16 protein-coding genes are annotated in these 15541 nt (G+C 67.5%); all 16 read right to left on the bottom strand.

What is annotated here, in order from left to right; genetic code table 11:
• Positions 1-35: 35 nt before the first annotated feature.
• Positions 36-2516 (bottom strand): heavy metal translocating P-type ATPase, encoded by a 2481-nt coding sequence (locus ACZ5YA_RS17910; RefSeq protein WP_464091002.1) that lies wholly within the window; start codon positions 2514-2516, stop codon positions 36-38.
• 102 nt (positions 2517-2618) lie between these two features.
• Positions 2619-3353, bottom strand: coding sequence for a cytochrome c biogenesis CcdA family protein (locus tag ACZ5YA_RS17905; protein ID WP_464091001.1), 735 nt, complete (start codon positions 3351-3353; stop codon positions 2619-2621).
• Positions 3354-3368: 15 nt separating this feature from the next.
• Positions 3369-4223: a c-type cytochrome biogenesis protein CcmI gene (gene ccmI / locus ACZ5YA_RS17900; protein WP_464091000.1), complete on the bottom strand. Its 855-nt coding sequence runs from the start codon at positions 4221-4223 to the stop codon at positions 3369-3371.
• Positions 4220-4678: a cytochrome c-type biogenesis protein gene (locus ACZ5YA_RS17895; protein ID WP_118931559.1), complete on the bottom strand. Its 459-nt coding sequence runs from the start codon at positions 4676-4678 to the stop codon at positions 4220-4222. Before ACZ5YA_RS17895 ends, ccmI begins: the two co-directional genes overlap by 4 nt.
• On the bottom strand, positions 4675-5196 hold the full coding sequence (locus ACZ5YA_RS17890) for a DsbE family thiol:disulfide interchange protein (protein WP_118931560.1): 522 nt from the start codon (positions 5194-5196) through the stop codon (positions 4675-4677). Before ACZ5YA_RS17890 ends, ACZ5YA_RS17895 begins: the two co-directional genes overlap by 4 nt.
• Entirely contained in the window at positions 5193-7169 is a 1977-nt protein-coding gene (locus ACZ5YA_RS17885; protein WP_464090999.1) for a heme lyase CcmF/NrfE family subunit, read from the bottom strand. The genes ACZ5YA_RS17890 and ACZ5YA_RS17885 overlap by 4 nt, the downstream gene beginning before the upstream one ends.
• Positions 7166-7633 carry a cytochrome c maturation protein CcmE gene (gene ccmE, locus ACZ5YA_RS17880; protein ID WP_251879025.1) on the bottom strand — a complete coding sequence of 156 codons (468 nt, stop codon included), beginning with the start codon at positions 7631-7633 and terminating at the stop codon, positions 7166-7168. The genes ACZ5YA_RS17885 and ccmE overlap by 4 nt, the downstream gene beginning before the upstream one ends.
• On the bottom strand, positions 7626-7808 hold the full coding sequence (gene ccmD / locus ACZ5YA_RS17875) for a heme exporter protein CcmD (protein ID WP_316253428.1): 183 nt from the start codon (positions 7806-7808) through the stop codon (positions 7626-7628). Before ccmD ends, ccmE begins: the two co-directional genes overlap by 8 nt.
• Complete coding sequence (ccmC, locus tag ACZ5YA_RS17870) at positions 7805-8539, bottom strand: heme ABC transporter permease CcmC (protein ID WP_059371219.1); 735 nt, start codon at positions 8537-8539, stop codon at positions 7805-7807. The genes ccmD and ccmC overlap by 4 nt, the downstream gene beginning before the upstream one ends.
• Positions 8540-8546: 7 nt before the next feature.
• Positions 8547-9215, bottom strand: a complete 669-nt coding sequence (gene ccmB, locus ACZ5YA_RS17865) for a heme exporter protein CcmB (RefSeq protein WP_059371220.1) — start codon at positions 9213-9215, stop codon at positions 8547-8549.
• A gap of 12 nt (positions 9216-9227) precedes the next feature.
• Positions 9228-9842, bottom strand: a complete 615-nt coding sequence (gene ccmA, locus ACZ5YA_RS17860) for a cytochrome c biogenesis heme-transporting ATPase CcmA (protein ID WP_464090998.1) — start codon at positions 9840-9842, stop codon at positions 9228-9230.
• A 189-nt stretch (positions 9843-10031) separates the two neighbouring features.
• Positions 10032-10841, bottom strand: a complete 810-nt coding sequence (locus tag ACZ5YA_RS17855) for a copper resistance protein B (RefSeq protein WP_464092858.1) — start codon at positions 10839-10841, stop codon at positions 10032-10034.
• Positions 10842-11011: 170 nt separating this feature from the next.
• Entirely contained in the window at positions 11012-12814 is a 1803-nt protein-coding gene (locus tag ACZ5YA_RS17850; protein ID WP_118931566.1) for a copper resistance system multicopper oxidase, read from the bottom strand.
• Between the two features lie 42 nt (positions 12815-12856).
• Positions 12857-13348: a cupredoxin domain-containing protein gene (locus tag ACZ5YA_RS17845; RefSeq protein ID WP_059371223.1), complete on the bottom strand. Its 492-nt coding sequence runs from the start codon at positions 13346-13348 to the stop codon at positions 12857-12859.
• Positions 13349-13426: 78 nt separating this feature from the next.
• The gene (locus ACZ5YA_RS17840; RefSeq protein WP_118931567.1) at positions 13427-14809 is read right to left on the bottom strand and encodes a heavy metal sensor histidine kinase; all 1383 of its coding nucleotides are present in this window, start codon (positions 14807-14809) and stop codon (positions 13427-13429) included.
• Positions 14806-15480, bottom strand: coding sequence for a heavy metal response regulator transcription factor (locus tag ACZ5YA_RS17835; RefSeq protein ID WP_118931568.1), 675 nt, complete (start codon positions 15478-15480; stop codon positions 14806-14808). Before ACZ5YA_RS17835 ends, ACZ5YA_RS17840 begins: the two co-directional genes overlap by 4 nt.
• Between the last annotated feature and the right edge of the window lie 61 nt (positions 15481-15541).

Here is a 15541-nt window from a genome sequence, read left to right as displayed (position 1 = left end):
AAGGGCGCTTCCCGGCGTCTGCCGGGAAGTCCCGCTCAGCCGCGGGCCGGGAAGGGCGCCGCGAAGCGGCGCAGCCGCAGCGCGTTGCTCAGGACGAACACGCTGGACAGGGCCATCGCGCCCGCCGCGAACACCGGCGACAGCAGGCTGCCATTGACCGGGTACAGCAGGCCCGCCGCTACCGGGATCAGCGCCACGTTGTAGGCGAAGGCCCAGAACAGGTTCTGCTTGATGTTGCGGATGGTGGCCTTGGACAGGGCGATGGCGTTGGGCACGCCGCCCAGGTCGCCCGACATCAGCACCACGTCGGCGGCTTCGATGGCGATGTCGGTGCCGGTGCCGATGGCCAGGCCCACGTCCGCTTCGGCCAAGGCCGGCGCGTCGTTGATGCCGTCGCCCACGTAGGCGATGGGGCCGTACTGCTGCTTCAGGCGCTGCACCGCCGCGACCTTGCCGTCGGGCAGCACTTCGGCGACGACTTCGTCGATGCCAAGCTGGCGGGCGATGGCTTCGCCGGTGCGGCGGTTGTCGCCGGTGATCATGGCGACCTTCAGGCCCAGGTCATGCAGGGCGCGGATCGCGGCGGCCGTGGTTTCCTTGATGGGGTCGGCCACGGCGATCATCGCGGCCAGCTGGCCGTTGACGGCGGCATACAGCGGCGTCTTGCCTTCGTCGCCCAAGCGCGCGGCGTCCGAGCCGAAGGCCTCGACGCTCAGGCCCAGTTCGCGCATGAAACGGTCGGCGCCGATCTCGACCAGGTCGCCGTCCACCCGGGCGCTGACGCCGAAGCCGGTGATCGATTCGAATTGCGAGATCGTGCCCAGCGCGATGTTCTCGGCGCGCGCCGCGTCCACGATGGCCTGCGCGATCGGGTGTTCCGACTTGGCCTCGACGGTGGCGACCTTGCCCAGCACCGCAGCGCGTTCGAAGCCCGCAGCGACGATCAGGTCGGTCAGCTCGGGGCGGCCCTTGGTCAGCGTGCCGGTCTTGTCCACGGCCACGACCTGCGCGTCCTTCAGCGATTGCAGCGCTTCGCCCTTGCGGAACAGCACGCCCATCTGCGCGGCGCGGCCCGTGCCCACCATGATGGAGGTCGGCGTTGCCAGGCCCATGGCGCAGGGGCAGGCGATGATCAGCACGGCCACGGCATTGACCAGCGCGAAGGTCAGGGCGGGTTCGGGGCCGAACGTCAGCCAGATGATGAAGGTCAGGACGGCGGCCGCCATGACGGCAGGCACGAACCACATCGTGATGCGGTCCACCAAGGCCTGGATCGGCAGCTTGGAGCCTTGCGCCTGTTCGACCATGCGGATGATTTGCGCCAGCAGCGTGTCGCCGCCGACCTTGGTGGCGCGGAACGTCAGCGCGCCATTCTGGTTGACGGTGCCGCCGACCACTTCGGAGCCGGGCTGCTTTTCGACCGGCACGGGTTCGCCGCTGATCATGGACTCGTCGATGTAGCTGTTGCCTTCCACGACCTCTCCGTCCACCGGGATGCGCTCGCCGGGGCGGACTTCGATCAGGTCGTCCGCCACCACTTCCTCGATGGCGAGTTCCAGCGTCGTGCCGTTACGCACGACGCGCGCGGTCTTGGCTTGCAGGCCGAGCAGGCGCTTGATGGCTTCGGACGTATTGCCCTTGGCGCGCGCCTCCATGTAGCGGCCCAGCAGGATCAGCGCCACGATGACCGCGGCGGCCTCGTAATAGACGTTGACGGTGCCGGCGGGCAGCAGCCCGGCCGCGAAGGTGGCGACCACCGAATAGGCATAGGCGGCGGAGGTACCCACCGCGACCAGCGAGTTCATGTCGGGCGCGCCGCGCAGCAGCGCGGGAATGCCCTTCTTGAAGAAGCGCAGGCCGGGGCCGAACAGCACGATGCTGGCCAGCACGAATTGCAGGTACCAGCTGTTCTGCGTGCCGATGGTTTCGGCGATGACGTGGTGGAACGCCGGCACGATGTGCGCGCCCATTTCCAGGATGAACACGGGCAGCGCGAAGATCGTGGCCACGGTCAGGGCGCGCTTGAGCGACTTCAGTTCCGCGGCCTGGCGTTCGGCCACGGCGTCGGTGTCGCTGGCTTCGGCGGCCAGCGGCTTCGCTTCGTAGCCGGCCTTGGCCACGGCCTGGATCAGGGCGCTGGCGGGCACGCCGCCGGCTGCGGTGATGCTGGCACGCTCGGTGGCGAGGTTGACGCTGGCGCTGCTGACGCCGGGCACCGCCTTCAGGGCTTTTTCGACGCGGCCCACGCACGAGGCGCAGGTCATGCCGGTGACCGACAGTTCGATCGTGGTTTCGGCGACGGCATAACCCGCCTTCTGCACCGCCTGCACGGCGGCGGCAACGTCCGGCGTGCCTGCAAACGTGATGTCGGCGCGTTCGGTCGCCAGGTTGACGCTGGCCTGGTTGACGCCCGGCACGGCCTTCAAGGCCTTTTCGACCCGGCCCACGCACGAGGCGCAGGTCATGCCTTCGATAGGCAGGCTGACCGCGACGCTGTCTGCTGGGATGGCACTCATATCCGCTCCTTGAAAACTTGGAATTTCCTGCTGATGGGTGTCACTATAAAGATTCCAATGATGTCAAGGTCAAGCGTTTGATCGGACGGGTTTTGACCTGGCTCAGCCCAACCTGCCCAAGGCGGGGAAGGTCAGCAGCATCCAGATGGCGAAACGGGCCAATTGGCCGGTGGCGATGGCCCAGCCCATCACGATCAGGATCAGCCCGGTCAGGATCCGCAGGATCCGGCCGGCGCGCTTCAAACCCTGCATGCGGCGCAGGAAGGGGCTCATGAACCAGGCTGCGGCTAAAAAGGGGACGCCTAACCCCAGCGCGTAGACGCCCAGCAGGGCCACGCCCTGGCCCACGCTGGCTGACGCCGCGCCCAGCGCCAGGATGCCGGCCAGGATCGGGCCGATGCAAGGGGTCCAGCCGAAGCCGAACGCCAGGCCCAGAACGGCGGCGCTGCCGGGGCTGCCCTTGCCCGCCGGATCGAGCCGGTAGTAGCGTTGGGCCCAGGCGGGCAGGCGCAGCACGCCCAGCAGCATCAGGCCCGCCAGCCCAATGATGGCGCCTGCGGCCAGGTTCAGCTCGTAGCGGTAGGACAGCAGCAGGCGGCTCAGCGCCGTGACGCTGGCGCCGAAGATGACGAAGACGGCAGAGAAGCCGGCCACGAAGCAGGCCGCCAGCCCCAGCATGCGCCAGCGCAGCGTGCGGCCATCGTCCGCGGACGCGCCGGATCCGCCCGCGATGTAGGACAGGTAGCCTGGCACCAGCGGCAGCACGCAAGGCGACAGGAACGACGCGGTCCCCGCGATGAAGGCAGTGGCGAAACCGACGAGGGACAGGTCAAGCATGACGCGCCGCCGCGGTCATGGCGCCGCGCCTTCGCGCTGGCGCTCGCGGGCCAGCGCGATGCCCTCGTTGACCGTGCGCGCCATGTCGCTGCCGGCAGGCAGCCTGGCCAGCAGGCGCTGCCAGAAATCGATGGCTGCCGGGAAGTCGCGCTGGTCGAAGCGGCTTGCGCCCGCCAGCATCAGGGCCAACGGCTCCTCGGGGTTGAGGTCCAGCGCGCGCCGCAACAGCTGGTCAGGCTGCCCGCCGAAGCCCCGGTTGGCGCTGAGCACCAGGGATTCGGCGTATTCGGCCAGCGCTGCCGGGTTGCTGTCCACCACCGGCGCGGCCCGAGCAAAGGACTGGACCGCGTCGGCGTGCCTGCCGAAGTAGCGGTGGGACCGGGCCAGCATCAGCCATCCCTGATAGTCGTCGGGATTGGCGGCCAGCCGGGCCTCCAGTTTGGCCACCATGGCCTGGATGTCGGCGGCGGTGACTTGGGGCTGGGCGGCAGGCGCCGGGGGCGGCGCGATGGCGCCAGGATTGCCCAGGGCGACATAGACCAGTATGGCTGCCAGCGGCAGCGCGATGGCCAGGCTGGCGGGCAGCAGGCGGCCGCGGCCGGGCGCGGGTGCATGCCCTTGCGTCTGGCTGGCTTCTTCCAGCGCCAGGCGCTGCAGTTCGGTGCGCGCTTCCACGAAGGCGTCTTGCGACAGGATGCCGTTTGCGCGGTCCCGTTCAAGTTCGTGCAGCTGGTCGCGCAGCACCGCCACGTTCGCCGCCCGGCGCTTGTCCGCGGCGCTGGCGGCGGGCGTGCGCCGCAACGCGGCGATCAACCATAGGGTCACGACGGCGGCCATCAAGGCGGCCGAGAGATAGAAAAACTGCATCATGTTCCAGGTCCTTTTTCAGCGTCGATGCCGAGCAGGGCGTCGGCGGCTCGGCGCTCCGCAGGCGTCAGCGCGGGGCGGTGCTGGCGCAGCCTGCGCCGGCGCAAGGTCAGGGCCAGCGCGGCCAGCCCGGCGGCCAGCAGCGCGGCGGGGCCGAACCAGAGCAGCAGCGTGGAGGCTTTCAGGCGCGGCCGGTAGAGGATGAAGTCGCCGTACCTGGCCTCCATATAGGCCAGGATGTCGGCCTCGGACTTGCCGGCGTCCAGTTGCTGGCGGATCTGACGCCGCAGATCGACGGCGAGGTCGGCTCGCGAGGCGGCGATGGATTCGTTCTGGCAGACCAGGCAGCGCAGTTCCGAGGCGATCTCGGTGACGCGGCGGTCCTCGGGCGAGCCATGGGCGGCCGCGCCGTGGCCCAGCGCCAGCGAGAGCGCGAATACGCGCAGGAGTATCTTCATTGCAGCCCCCGGATCAGCGGAAGCAGGGTGTCGCGCAGGGATTCGCGCGTCACCGGGCCGATGTGCTTGTAGCGGATGGTCCCGGCCTGGTCGATGACGAAGGTCTCCGGCACACCGTAGACGCCATAGTCGATGCCGACCTTGCCGTCGGTGTCGGACACGGAGGCCTCGTAGGAATCGCCGTTGCGCGCCAGCCAGGCGATGGCTTCGTCCCGTATGTCCTTGTAGTTCAAGCCTATGACAGGCACGCCGTGCTGCGATGACAACTCCTGGATATAGGGGTGTTCCGTCAGGCAGGCATAGCACCACGACGCCCAGACGTTCAACACCCAGACCCGGCCTTTCATGCGCTCAGGCGTGAAGGTCTTGCGGGGTTCATGCAGTTCGGGCAGGGCGAAAGCGGGCGCGGGCTTGTCGATAAGTGGAGACGGCACTTCGGACGGGTTGAGGGTCAGGCCTATTCCCAGAAAGAACACCAGCACCACGAAGCCCGCCAGGGGCCAGATGTAGCGGCTCATGGCCGAGCCTCCACCGGCGCCTGCGGTGCTGTGCGTTGCGGTTGCTTTTTTTCGCGGCGTTTCAGGCGGTAGCGCGGATCGCTGATCGCCAGCAGGCCGCCCAGGGCCATGAGGATGCAGCCGCCCCAGATCCAGTCCACGAAGGGCTTGTAGTACAGGCGCACGCTCCAGGCGCCTTGCTCCATGGGTTCGCCCAGGGCGACGTAGACGTGGCGCAGGCCGTTGGCGGCGATGGCCGCTTCCGTCATCGGCAGCGCCGAGGACGCATAGGTGCGTTTTTCGGGATGCAGGTCGCGCAGGCGCTTTTCACCGCGGTAGAGCGCGAAGGTACCCATATCGGATTCGTAGTTCGGGCCGCGCACGCGTGCCACGCCCTTGAACTCGACGCGGTAGGAGGCCACCGGCGCGCTTTGCCCGGGTTGCAGCAGCAGATCCTGTTCGGTTTCGTAGCTGCCCACCAGCGCAACCCCGGCGACGAATACCGCCACGCCCAGATGAGCCAGATGCATGCCCAGCCAGCTGCGAGGCTGGCGCCACCAGCGGTCGCGGGTCGCGCGGATGCGCTTGGCCACGTCTGCGGCGATGGCGGCCGCCAACCACACGGCCAGTCCCAGCCCCAAGGCCGCGCCCGCGGACCAGCGGCCGAAGAGCAGGGGGGCGCCCGCGGCCGCCAGCACGGCCAGCAATGCGGGAATCGCAAGGCGCTTGAGCAGGCTGGCGGCATCGGCCGATTTCCAGTTGGCGATAGGCCCCACCGCCATGAGCAGCAGCGCGGGCACCATCAGCGGCACGAAGACCGCGTTGAAGTAGGGCGGTCCGACCGACAGCTTGCCCAGGCCCAGCGCGTCGATGATCAGCGGATACAGCGTACCCAGCAGCACGCTCGCGGCGGCAACCGCGAGCAGCACGTTGTTGACCAGCAGGAGCGACTCGCGCGATACGAACGCGAACTGGCCGCCGTGACCTATCCGGGGCGCGCGCAAGGCATACAGGAACAGGGAACTGCCGACCGTGACCGTGAACAGCGCCAGGATGAAAACGCCGCGCGCCGGATCCGTGGCGAACGCGTGCACCGAGGTCAGCACGCCCGAGCGCACCAGGAACGCGCCCAGTAACGCCAGCGAGAACGTGCCGATCGCCAGCAACACGGTCCAGCTCTTGAAGCTGCCGCGCTTCTCGGTCACGGCCAGCGAGTGGATCAGCGCCGTGCCGGCCAGCCAGGGGATGAAGGAGGCGTTTTCCACCGGGTCCCAGAACCACCAGCCGCCCCAGCCCAGCTCGTAGTAGGCCCACCAGCTGCCGACCGCGATGCCCAGGGTCAGGAACAGCCAGGCCGCCGTGGTCCAAGGCCGCGACCAGCGGGCCCAGACCGCGTCCAGATTGCCCGACAGCAGCGCGGCGATGGCGAACGCAAACGCCACCGAGAAGCCCACATAGCCCATGTATAGCAGCGGCGGGTGGAAGATCAGGCCGATGTCCTGCAGCAGCGTGTTCAGGTCCAGCCCGTCGGCCGGGGCCGGGACCAGGCGCTCGAACGGATTCGACGTCAGCAACACGAACAGCAGGAAACCCGCGCTGATCAAGCCCAGCACGCCCAGCACGCGCGCGACCATGGCGTCCGGCAATTGCCGCGACAGCAGGCTGACCGCGCAGGCCCAGCCGGTCTGCATGAACAGCCACAGCAGCAGCGAGCCTTCATGCCCGCCCCAGGTCGCCGCGATGCGGTAGAACAAGGGCAATTGGGAATTCGAGTTGTACGCCACATAGGCCACCGAATAGTCCTTGGCCGCGAACGACCAGACCAGCGCCGCAAGGCTGAAGGACACCAGCAGGAATTGGATCCGTGCGGCGGGCCGGGCAATGGCGATCCAGTCCGCACGGTCCAGGGCCGCGCCCCGCAGCGCGAGCGCGCCTTGCGCCAGTGCCACGAACAGCGTCAGGATCAGGGCGAAATGAGCGAGTTCCGGAATCATCGGGAGCGGGCCTCCTGGGGGGCGGTCTTCGGTGCGGCCTGCGATACGGCCTGATCGATCGCGTGCTGCGCCTCGGGCGGCATGTAGTTCTCGTCATGCTTGGCCAGCACTTCGTCGGCGCGGAACAGGCCATCGCCGTCCAGCCGGCCCTGCGCGACGACGCCCTTTCCTTCGCTGAACAGGTCCGGCAGGATGCCTTCATAGGCCACGGGGACGGTGTGGGCCGTGTCGGTCACGACGAAACGGACGGTCAGCGCGCCCGGCGTGCGCTGCACGCTGCCGGCTTCGACCATGCCGCCCACGCGGAAGGCGCGTCCTGCCGGCGCTTCGTTGTTGCTGACCTGGGTGGGCGTGTAGAAGAACACCAGATTGCTCTGGAAGGCGTTGAGCACCAGGGCGCTGGCCACGCCCACCGAAGCCAGGCCGCCCAGGGCCAGCCACAAGCGCCGCGTCCGCTTATTCATCGTTGTCCTCCCGCCGTTCAGCGGGGTGTGGCCCCGCCAGGATCGCGCGGCGGCGGCGCGCCAGCAGCAGCTGCTCGCTGCCCAGCAGGAACGCCGTCATCAGCAGCGATCCCCACACGTAAACCGCGTAACCGCCCATGGCGAGGAACTCGCCCAGACTGGACCAGTGCATCATTCGCTACTCCATTGTTCGCGGATCCAGGCCGCGTGCCGCTCGCGTTCGAGCACGATGCAGCGCAGGCGCGCCAGCGCCGTTGCGATGCTGTACATCCACGCGGCCAGGGACATCAGCAGCATGCCGGCGAGCATGATGCCGGCCATGCTGGGCGCTGCGGTCAGCGAGACCGAAGCGCCCTGGTGCAGGGTGCTCCACCATTGCACCGAGAAATAGATGATGGGAATGTTGACCACGCCGGCCAGCACCAGCACCGATCCGGCGCGGTCGGCACGCTGCGGATCGTCGATGGCGGCCTTCAACGCGATGTAGCCCGCGTACAGGAACAGCAGGATCAATTCCGAGGTCAGACGCGCGTCCCAGACCCACCAGGCGCCCCACATGGGCTTGCCCCACAGCGCGCCGGTCCATAGCGAAAGAAACGTGAACAGCGCGCCGGTGGGCGCCAGCGCGGCGATCATCATGGCCGACAGTCTGCTGTTGAAAACCAGGTGGATCAGCGCCCAGAACGCCATCACCAGATAAACGAACATCGACATCCAGGAGACCGGGACGTGGACGAAGATGATGCGGTAGCCCTGGCCCTGCTGAAAATCGGCAGGCGCGGCGATAAAGCCGATATAGAGGCCGGCCGCGGCCAGCAGGACCGCGGCCGTGGCGAACCAGGGGATCGCTTTTCCGGCCAGGGGATAGAAGGCCTTGGGCGAGGCATAGTGAAACCAGCGGATCATGGGCTCCTCATTCAAGCGAGATGCGTATGGCGGCCGCCGCGCCCAGCGGCGCGAGGAACAGGGACAAGGCCAGCACGGCGCCCAGCAGCGACAGGTGCGCATTCGCGCCCAGGCCGCTTTGGGCGGCCTGTACCGCGCCCGCGCCGAATACCAGAATGGGAATGAAGAGGGGCAGCACCAGCAGGGCCAGCAGCGCGCCGCCGCCGCGCGCGGTCAGGGTGAGCGCCGCGCCTATGGCGCCGATCAGGCCAAGCGCGGGCGTGCCGATGGCCAGGCCCAGCGTCAGGATCAGAAGGGCGGCGGCATCCAGGCCGAATTGCAGGCCCAGCACGGGCGCAAGCAGGGTCAGCGGCAAACCGGACAGCAGCCAGTGGGCCGCGACCTTGCCCAGCACGATCACCGGCAAGGGCGCGGCGGACAGCATCAACTGCTCCAGCGAACCGTCGCGATGGTCTGCCTCGAACAGGCGGCCCAGCGACATCAGGCAGGACAGCAAGGCCATCACCCAGAGCACGCCTGGCGCAATGGCGCGCAGCATTTCCCGTTCGGGGCCGACAGCCAGGGGGAACAGGCTGGCGGCCACCAGGAAGAAGGCCAGCGGTGTCAGCGTGTCGCTGGCGCGCCGTTGGGCGATGCGCAGGTCGCGCAGCGCAATGGCTGCGAACGATTTCGTCATGGAACTCATGCGCTAGGGGCCAAGCCGGATCTGCCGGTGCGCATGGTCCAGCGCGATCTCCTGATGACTCGTCGCCACGATCGCGCCGCCATCGCGCAGATGGCGATCCATGGCGCGTGCCAGCCATGAGTGGGCGGCGGCGTCCAGGGCGGTCACGGGTTCGTCGAGAATCCAGAGGGGGCGGAAATCGGCAAGCAAGCGAGCGAGGGCTGCCCGCCGCCTCTGGCCAGCCGACAGGACACGGATCGGAAGATGCTGCCTGCTTTCGAGGCCTGCGTCGCGCAGCGCGGACGCAATCGCCGCGGGACGGTCCGCGTCTCCGCTTGCGGCCTGCAGCGCCCGCAGATTCTGGATGGCGCTGAGTTCGCCACTGAGGCCGTCGGCATGGCCCAGATAGAAGAACTGGCTGCGATACCTGCTGCCGGATTGCGAGATGCCGAGCCCCTGCCACAGCACCTTGCCGCGGGCGGGCCGCGCCAAGCCCGCCAGAATGCGCAGCAGGCTGGTCTTGCCGCTGCCGTTGCGTCCGTGGACGAACAGGCATTCGCCGGGCGCCACGCGCAGGGTCAGCTGCTTGAACAGCGGGCGCTCAGCGCGCATGCAACCCAGATCAATCGCTTCAAGCATTGCCGCCCCGCCGCTGTGTGGACAAAGGGGAAACTATAGGGAGGCGCGTCTGACCGCCAGATTGCTGGCGGTTTACATTCCTGTAATGTTCGAGCGGAAATGGCCGTGTTTCAGCACAGCTTGCGCGGATGCGGGCGTAGCAGTTGAAAAAGTTCTGACCGGCGCCGCGAATCGCGGCGCCGGCGATGCTTAGAACCAGATGCGCACGCCGGCCAGGATCGCGCGTTCGGAACGGCTTTCTCCGGCTTCGCTGGCGTAGCTTGCGGTCTTGCCGAACTTGCGTCCGAACGACACGCCGACATAGGGTGCGAACTCGCGCGTGACTTCGTAGCGCAGCCGCAAGGAGAACGAGGCGTCGGACAGTCCGGAACCCACGCCGCGCGCTTCGTCATTCTTGCCGTACAAGCTGGCTTCGATCTCGGGCGTGAGGATCAGGCGCTGGGTAAGCAGCAGATCGTATTCCGCCTTCAGCGCCAACGCGGTCCTGCCGGATCCGCCGACATAGCCGGTGATCTCGGTTTCGATGCCATAGGGCGTCACGCCCTGCACGCCGAACGCGGCCCAGTTGCGTTTCGGACCCGTGCCGAAATCGCGCCGCGCACCCAGCTGCAGATCCCAGAACGGAGAGATCGTGTGGCTCCAGAAGGCCTCGATCTTGGCGTCCGTGCTGCCGTTCAGCCGATCGCCTTCGCTCTTGATCCAGAGCTTGTTCAGGTCGCGGCCGATCCAGAACTGGCCGTCCCATTGCAGGCTGGTTTGTTCGTTGCGGTCGTAGGCGACGCCGAGCTTGTCGAACAGCAGGTGGCTGGTGACGACGTTGTCCATCATGTGCGGATGGATGCGATAGGCGGCGTAGCGCTGCTCCGTGCTGCCGTCGCTGGAGGGCAGCGAACCCACCGGCGGGCCTTTGGGCGGGGCTTCGTCCATGCCGGGCATGGCGCTGTGATCCATGCCGGGCATCGAGCTGTGGTCCATACCCGGCATCGTGCTGTGATCCATGCTCTGCTTCGCGGCTGGCGCCTGGCTTTGCATCGATCCATGATCCATGCCGCTCATGGTTCCCGCCGGCGTCTGCGCCACGGTCAGTCCGGATGCGGCGGAAAGAAGGGCGGCGCCCGCGACGAGCCCGGGCCAGTGCTTTCTGGAAGTCGTTGTTCTCATTATTCCTCCTATTCCACGACGACCGCGCGGAACATGCCGGCCTCCATGTGGAACAGCAAGTGGCAGTGATAGGCCCAGTTGCCGCGCGCGTCCGCGCTGACGCGGTAACTGAGGCGCTGCGCCGGGTTCAGGCTGATCGTGTGCTTGCGCACCTGGAAATTGCCATCGGCGGATTCGAGGTCGCTCCACAAGCCATGCAGGTGGATGGGGTGCGTCATCATGGTGTCGTTGACCAGCACGAAGCGCACGCGCTCGCCGTACTTGAGCACGATGGGCTTGGCTTCGGTGAACTTCAGTCCGTTGAACGACCACATGTAGCGGTCCATGTTGCCGGTCAGGTGCAGCTCGATCTCGCGGGTCGGCGGGCGGTTGTCGGCGGGTTCGACCATGGAGTGCAGGTCCGCATAGGTCAGCACGCGGCGGCCGTTGTTGCGCAGGCCCACGCCGGGATCGTCCAGCCGGGTCGAAACGATGTCGGGCACCATGGAGTTGGCGGGACTGTATTCGGCGGGGTAGGGGTGCTTGACCTCGACCATGCCGCCTTCGTTGCCGCCCGCGCCATGGTCCATGCCTGCCATGGAGCCGTGATTCATGCCGCCCTGGGCGCCATGGTTCATCGCGCCCTGTGCGCCGTGGTCCATGCCGCCGGCCTGCGAGCCGCCCATGTCCATGCCGGGCATGTCGTGCGCCATGCCCATGTCCATCATGGTCAGCACCTGCACCGGATCCAGCGCCGGGATCTCGGCCTGCATGCCTTCGCGCGGCGCCAGCGTGCCGCGGGCATAGCCGGAGCGGTCCATGGCCTGCGAGAAGATCGTGTAGGCGCGCTCGTCTTGAGGTTCGACGATGACGTCATAGGTCTCGGCCACCGCGATGCGGAACTCTTCCACTTCCACCGGGCGCACGGCCAGGCCGTCGGCGGCCACCACCGTCATCTTCAGGCCGGGGATGCGCACGTCGAAGTAGGTCATGGCAGACCCGTTGATGAAGCGCAGGCGGATCCGTTCGCCCGGACGGAACAGGCCGGTCCAGTTGCCGGCTGGCGACTTGCCGTTGGTGAGGAAGGTGTAGGTCGCGCCCGAGACGTCGGCCAGGTCGGTCTGGTTCATGCGCATCTTCTGCCACATGAGCCGTTCGTTCAGCGCGTTCTTCCAGCCGGATTTCTCGGCGTCGTCCATCAGGCTGCCGACCGTGGGCTGGATGTAGTTGTAGTAGTCGGGCATCACCTTGAGCTTGCGGAACACGCTCATGGGGTCCTCGTCGGTCCAGTCGGACAGCAGGACGACGTAATCGCGGTCCGCGCGTACCGGGTCCGGGCGCTTGGGATCGATGACGATGGCGCCGTACAGTCCCGTCTGCTCCTGGAAGCCGGAATGGCTGTGATACCAGTACGTGCCGCTCTGGCCCACGTCGAACTGGTAGGTGAAGGTTTCGCCTGGCGCGATGCCGGGAAAGCTCAGGCCGGGCACGCCGTCCATGCCGGTGGGCAGGATGATGCCGTGCCAGTGGATCGAGGTATCTTCGCGCAGGCGGTTGGTGACGCGCAGCGTGACGCGGTCGCCTTCGCGCCAGCGCAGCGTGGGTGCGGGCAGCATGCCGTTGACCGTGGTTGCGATGCGGGGAGCGCCAGTGAAATTGGCGGGGCTCTCGCCGATCTCCAGGTTGAACTCGGTGCCCGACAGCACGCTCTGCCGGGCGGCGCCGGACTGGGCCCATGAGGACGGACTCCACAGACCCATGCCGGCCAGCGCGCCGCCCGTGGCCAGGCCCTGCACAAACCGGCGGCGCGGATTCGAAACTGCTCTACTCATGCTCTATCTCCCCGGTAGCCGGACCGGCATCCCGGCTGTGGATTACTTGACGGAAACCGCGCCCTTCATGCCGGCGGGATAGTGTCCGGGTTCGAGGCAGGCGAAGGCGACGGTGCCCGCCTTGTCGAAGGTCCAGACGATGTCGCCGGCCTTGCCCGCTTCCAGCGACACGGAGTTCGGTTCCTCGTGGCGCATGCCCGGATCCTTGAGCATCATCTGGTAGTGGCTGTTCAGGTCCGCCGTGGTGCCCAGCACCATTTCGTGGCGGATCTTGCCGGAATTGCTGACCTTGAAACGGATGGTCTCGCCTGCCTTGACGTCGATCTTGTCCGGCGTGAAGCGCATCGCATCCGTCATGTCGACCACGATCGTGCGCGAGACCTTGGCGGGGTTGCCGGGCTTGCCGATGGGGGCTGCGGCTTCATGGCCGCCGCCGTGGCCCGCGCCGTGGCCGGGGGCAGCCATGGCGCCGAAGGAAAGCAAAAGGGCGCCCGCGGCGACGGCGCCCTGCGCGAGTTTCACCAGTTTCTTCATGCGTATCCTCTAGACTCGAATTGGGGGTAGGAGGCGCCACTTTAGTGACGCGCTCCACACCGCAACCTGTCGGGAGGATTACTTTCCTGTAATGTTCGGCGTCCGGGACAGCGTGAAGCCGACCTCGGTGCCCTGGCCGCCGCAACGGGCGAACGCGTTGCCGCCGTGCATGCGGGCAATGGCGCGGACGATGGCCAGGCCCAGGCCGTGCCCGTCGGCGCGCCGGCTGCGGGCGTCGTCGCCCCGGTAGAAACGGTCGAAGATGCGCGGCAGCGCCTCCGCTGCGATCGGCGCGCCGGGGTTCCTGACCCTGATTTCGATCTCGTCCTGCCGGGTGATGCAATAGAGGTCGATGCCGCGTCCGTGGGGCGTGGCGCGGATGGCGTTGCTGAGCAGGTTGGCGATGGCGCGCCGCAACAGCCGCGGGTTGGCCATCAGGGTGGCGGCGCCGTGCGCGGTCAGGGAAACGCCGGCTTCGTCCAGCGCGGCCTCGTAGTATTCGGCCACGCGGGCGACCTCCCGGCGCACGTCCACTTCCTGCAGGTCCCCCGCCGGTTCGCCGCCGTCGGCGCGGGCCAGGAACAGCATGTCGTTGACCAGCGCCTTCAGCCCTTCCAGTTCCTCCAGGTTGGATTCCAGCACCTCGCGCAGCTCCTGCTCGGAACGCGGGGACGACAGGATGACCTCGGCGCCGCTGATCAGCGTGGCCAGGGGCGTGCGCAGTTCGTGCGCCACGTCGGCGTTGAAGCCTTCCATCTGCTGGTAGGCCGTTTGCACCCGGCCCAGCATGCCGTTGAAGGTATGGGTAAATTCGCGCAGCTCGCGGTCTATGCCCTGTTCCGGCAGGCGCACGGCAAGATTGTCCGGCTGGATCCGGGCGGCCTGCTGCGACAGGCGGCGGATGGGCGACAGCGAGCGCCGCACGGCCCACGCCGACAGCACCAGCGTGGCGCCGACCCAGATGGCGCAGATCAGGACCAGCGCGGTGGCAAAGGCATACAGGAACTGCGTGCCGGGACGCAGGTTCACGGCCACGGTGAGCTCGGCGCCAGGCAGCAGCGTGCCTTCCAGCGGCACGCGCAGTCCGCGCATGTTCCAGCCGTCCTGGGAGTGCAGCCTGATCTCGCGGCCGGATAGGGGCCGTACGTCCACGGGCGGCGCGTCGCCGTAGAACACGCTGCCGTCGGCGAGCGTGATCCAGGTCTTGAGGTTGCCGTGACCGACCATGATGTTGTCCAGGGCGCCGCGCAGATCCTGCATCTGCGCCAGCGTGGCCTGCATGCCGATGAGGTGGTTGATGAGCTCCAGCTTGCCCGCCACCTCGGTGATCTCCTGGCGCTGCACCTCGCGCTTCAAGGCCCAGAACAAGGTGTAGCCGGCGACGCTGGACACCACCAGCGCAATGACGCCGAGCAGCAGCGTGAGCCGGATTTCCATGGACGCGATGCGCGGCAGCTTCATTTTTCACGCAGCTCCAGCACGTAGCCCATGCCGCGCACGGTATGCAGCAGCTTGGTCTCGAACGGATCGTCGATCTTTGCCCGCAGGCGCCGCACGGCGACTTCAATGACGTTGGTGTCGCTGTCGAAGTTCATGTCCCATACCTGTTCGGCCAGCACGGTACGGGACAGCACCTGGCCATGGCGGCGCAGCATCAGCGTCAGCAGCGTGAATTCCTTGGCGGTCAGGTCCAGGCGCATGCCGCCTCTTTGCGCCTTGCGTCGCGCCAGGTCCATCTCCAGGTCGGCAAGCCTGAGCAGCGTCGATTCCTGCCCGCGGCCGCGGCGCAGCAGGGCCTGGATCCGCGCCAGCAGCTCGGAAAAGGCGAAGGGCTTGACGAGGTAGTCGTCCGCACCGCCCTCCAGGCCGCGCACGCGGTCTTCCACCTTGTCGCGCGCGGTCAGCATCAGGACCGGCGTTTCCTTGTGCTTGCGCAGGTCCGCCAGCACGCCGAAACCGTCGACGCCCGGCAGCATCACGTCCAGCACCACCACGTCGTAGTCGCCTTCGATGGCGGCATGCCGTCCGTCGACGCCGTCGCGGGCGATGTCGACCACGTAGTTGTGCTCGGTCAATCCTTTGCGGACGTAGTCCGCCAGCTTTCTTTCATCTTCGATCAAGAGGATACGCATGGGGCGCCTCGCTTTCCTTGCATAAATGTAATGAGTCGGTCCGGCTTCTGTAATTGCCGAC

It is taken from the genome of Achromobacter sp. JCM 18799, from assembly GCF_055395645.1.
The sequence above is the reverse complement of the archived record's forward strand: the minus strand, read 5'-3'. Positions and strand labels throughout refer to the sequence as shown.

Coding starts and splice junctions, on each gene's coding strand:
- ACZ5YA_RS17910 (WP_464091002.1), bottom strand. CDS start 2,516: ATGAGTGCCATCCCAGCAGACAGCGTCGCGGTCAGCCTGCCTATCGAA.
- ACZ5YA_RS17905 (WP_464091001.1), bottom strand. CDS start 3,353: ATGCTTGACCTGTCCCTCGTCGGTTTCGCCACTGCCTTCATCGCGGGG.
- ccmI (WP_464091000.1), bottom strand. CDS start 4,223: ATGATGCAGTTTTTCTATCTCTCGGCCGCCTTGATGGCCGCCGTCGTG.
- ACZ5YA_RS17895 (WP_118931559.1), bottom strand. CDS start 4,678: ATGAAGATACTCCTGCGCGTATTCGCGCTCTCGCTGGCGCTGGGCCAC.
- ACZ5YA_RS17890 (WP_118931560.1), bottom strand. CDS start 5,196: ATGAGCCGCTACATCTGGCCCCTGGCGGGCTTCGTGGTGCTGGTGTTC.
- ACZ5YA_RS17885 (WP_464090999.1), bottom strand. CDS start 7,169: ATGATTCCGGAACTCGCTCATTTCGCCCTGATCCTGACGCTGTTCGTG.
- ccmE (WP_251879025.1), bottom strand. CDS start 7,633: ATGAATAAGCGGACGCGGCGCTTGTGGCTGGCCCTGGGCGGCCTGGCT.
- ccmD (WP_316253428.1), bottom strand. CDS start 7,808: ATGATGCACTGGTCCAGTCTGGGCGAGTTCCTCGCCATGGGCGGTTAC.
- ccmC (WP_059371219.1), bottom strand. CDS start 8,539: ATGATCCGCTGGTTTCACTATGCCTCGCCCAAGGCCTTCTATCCCCTG.
- ccmB (WP_059371220.1), bottom strand. CDS start 9,215: ATGACGAAATCGTTCGCAGCCATTGCGCTGCGCGACCTGCGCATCGCC.
- ccmA (WP_464090998.1), bottom strand. CDS start 9,842: ATGCTTGAAGCGATTGATCTGGGTTGCATGCGCGCTGAGCGCCCGCTG.
- ACZ5YA_RS17855 (WP_464092858.1), bottom strand. CDS start 10,841: ATGGATCACAGCACGATGCCGGGTATGGACCACAGCTCGATGCCCGGC.
- ACZ5YA_RS17850 (WP_118931566.1), bottom strand. CDS start 12,814: ATGAGTAGAGCAGTTTCGAATCCGCGCCGCCGGTTTGTGCAGGGCCTG.
- ACZ5YA_RS17845 (WP_059371223.1), bottom strand. CDS start 13,348: ATGAAGAAACTGGTGAAACTCGCGCAGGGCGCCGTCGCCGCGGGCGCC.
- ACZ5YA_RS17840 (WP_118931567.1), bottom strand. CDS start 14,809: ATGAAGCTGCCGCGCATCGCGTCCATGGAAATCCGGCTCACGCTGCTG.
- ACZ5YA_RS17835 (WP_118931568.1), bottom strand. CDS start 15,480: ATGCGTATCCTCTTGATCGAAGATGAAAGAAAGCTGGCGGACTACGTC.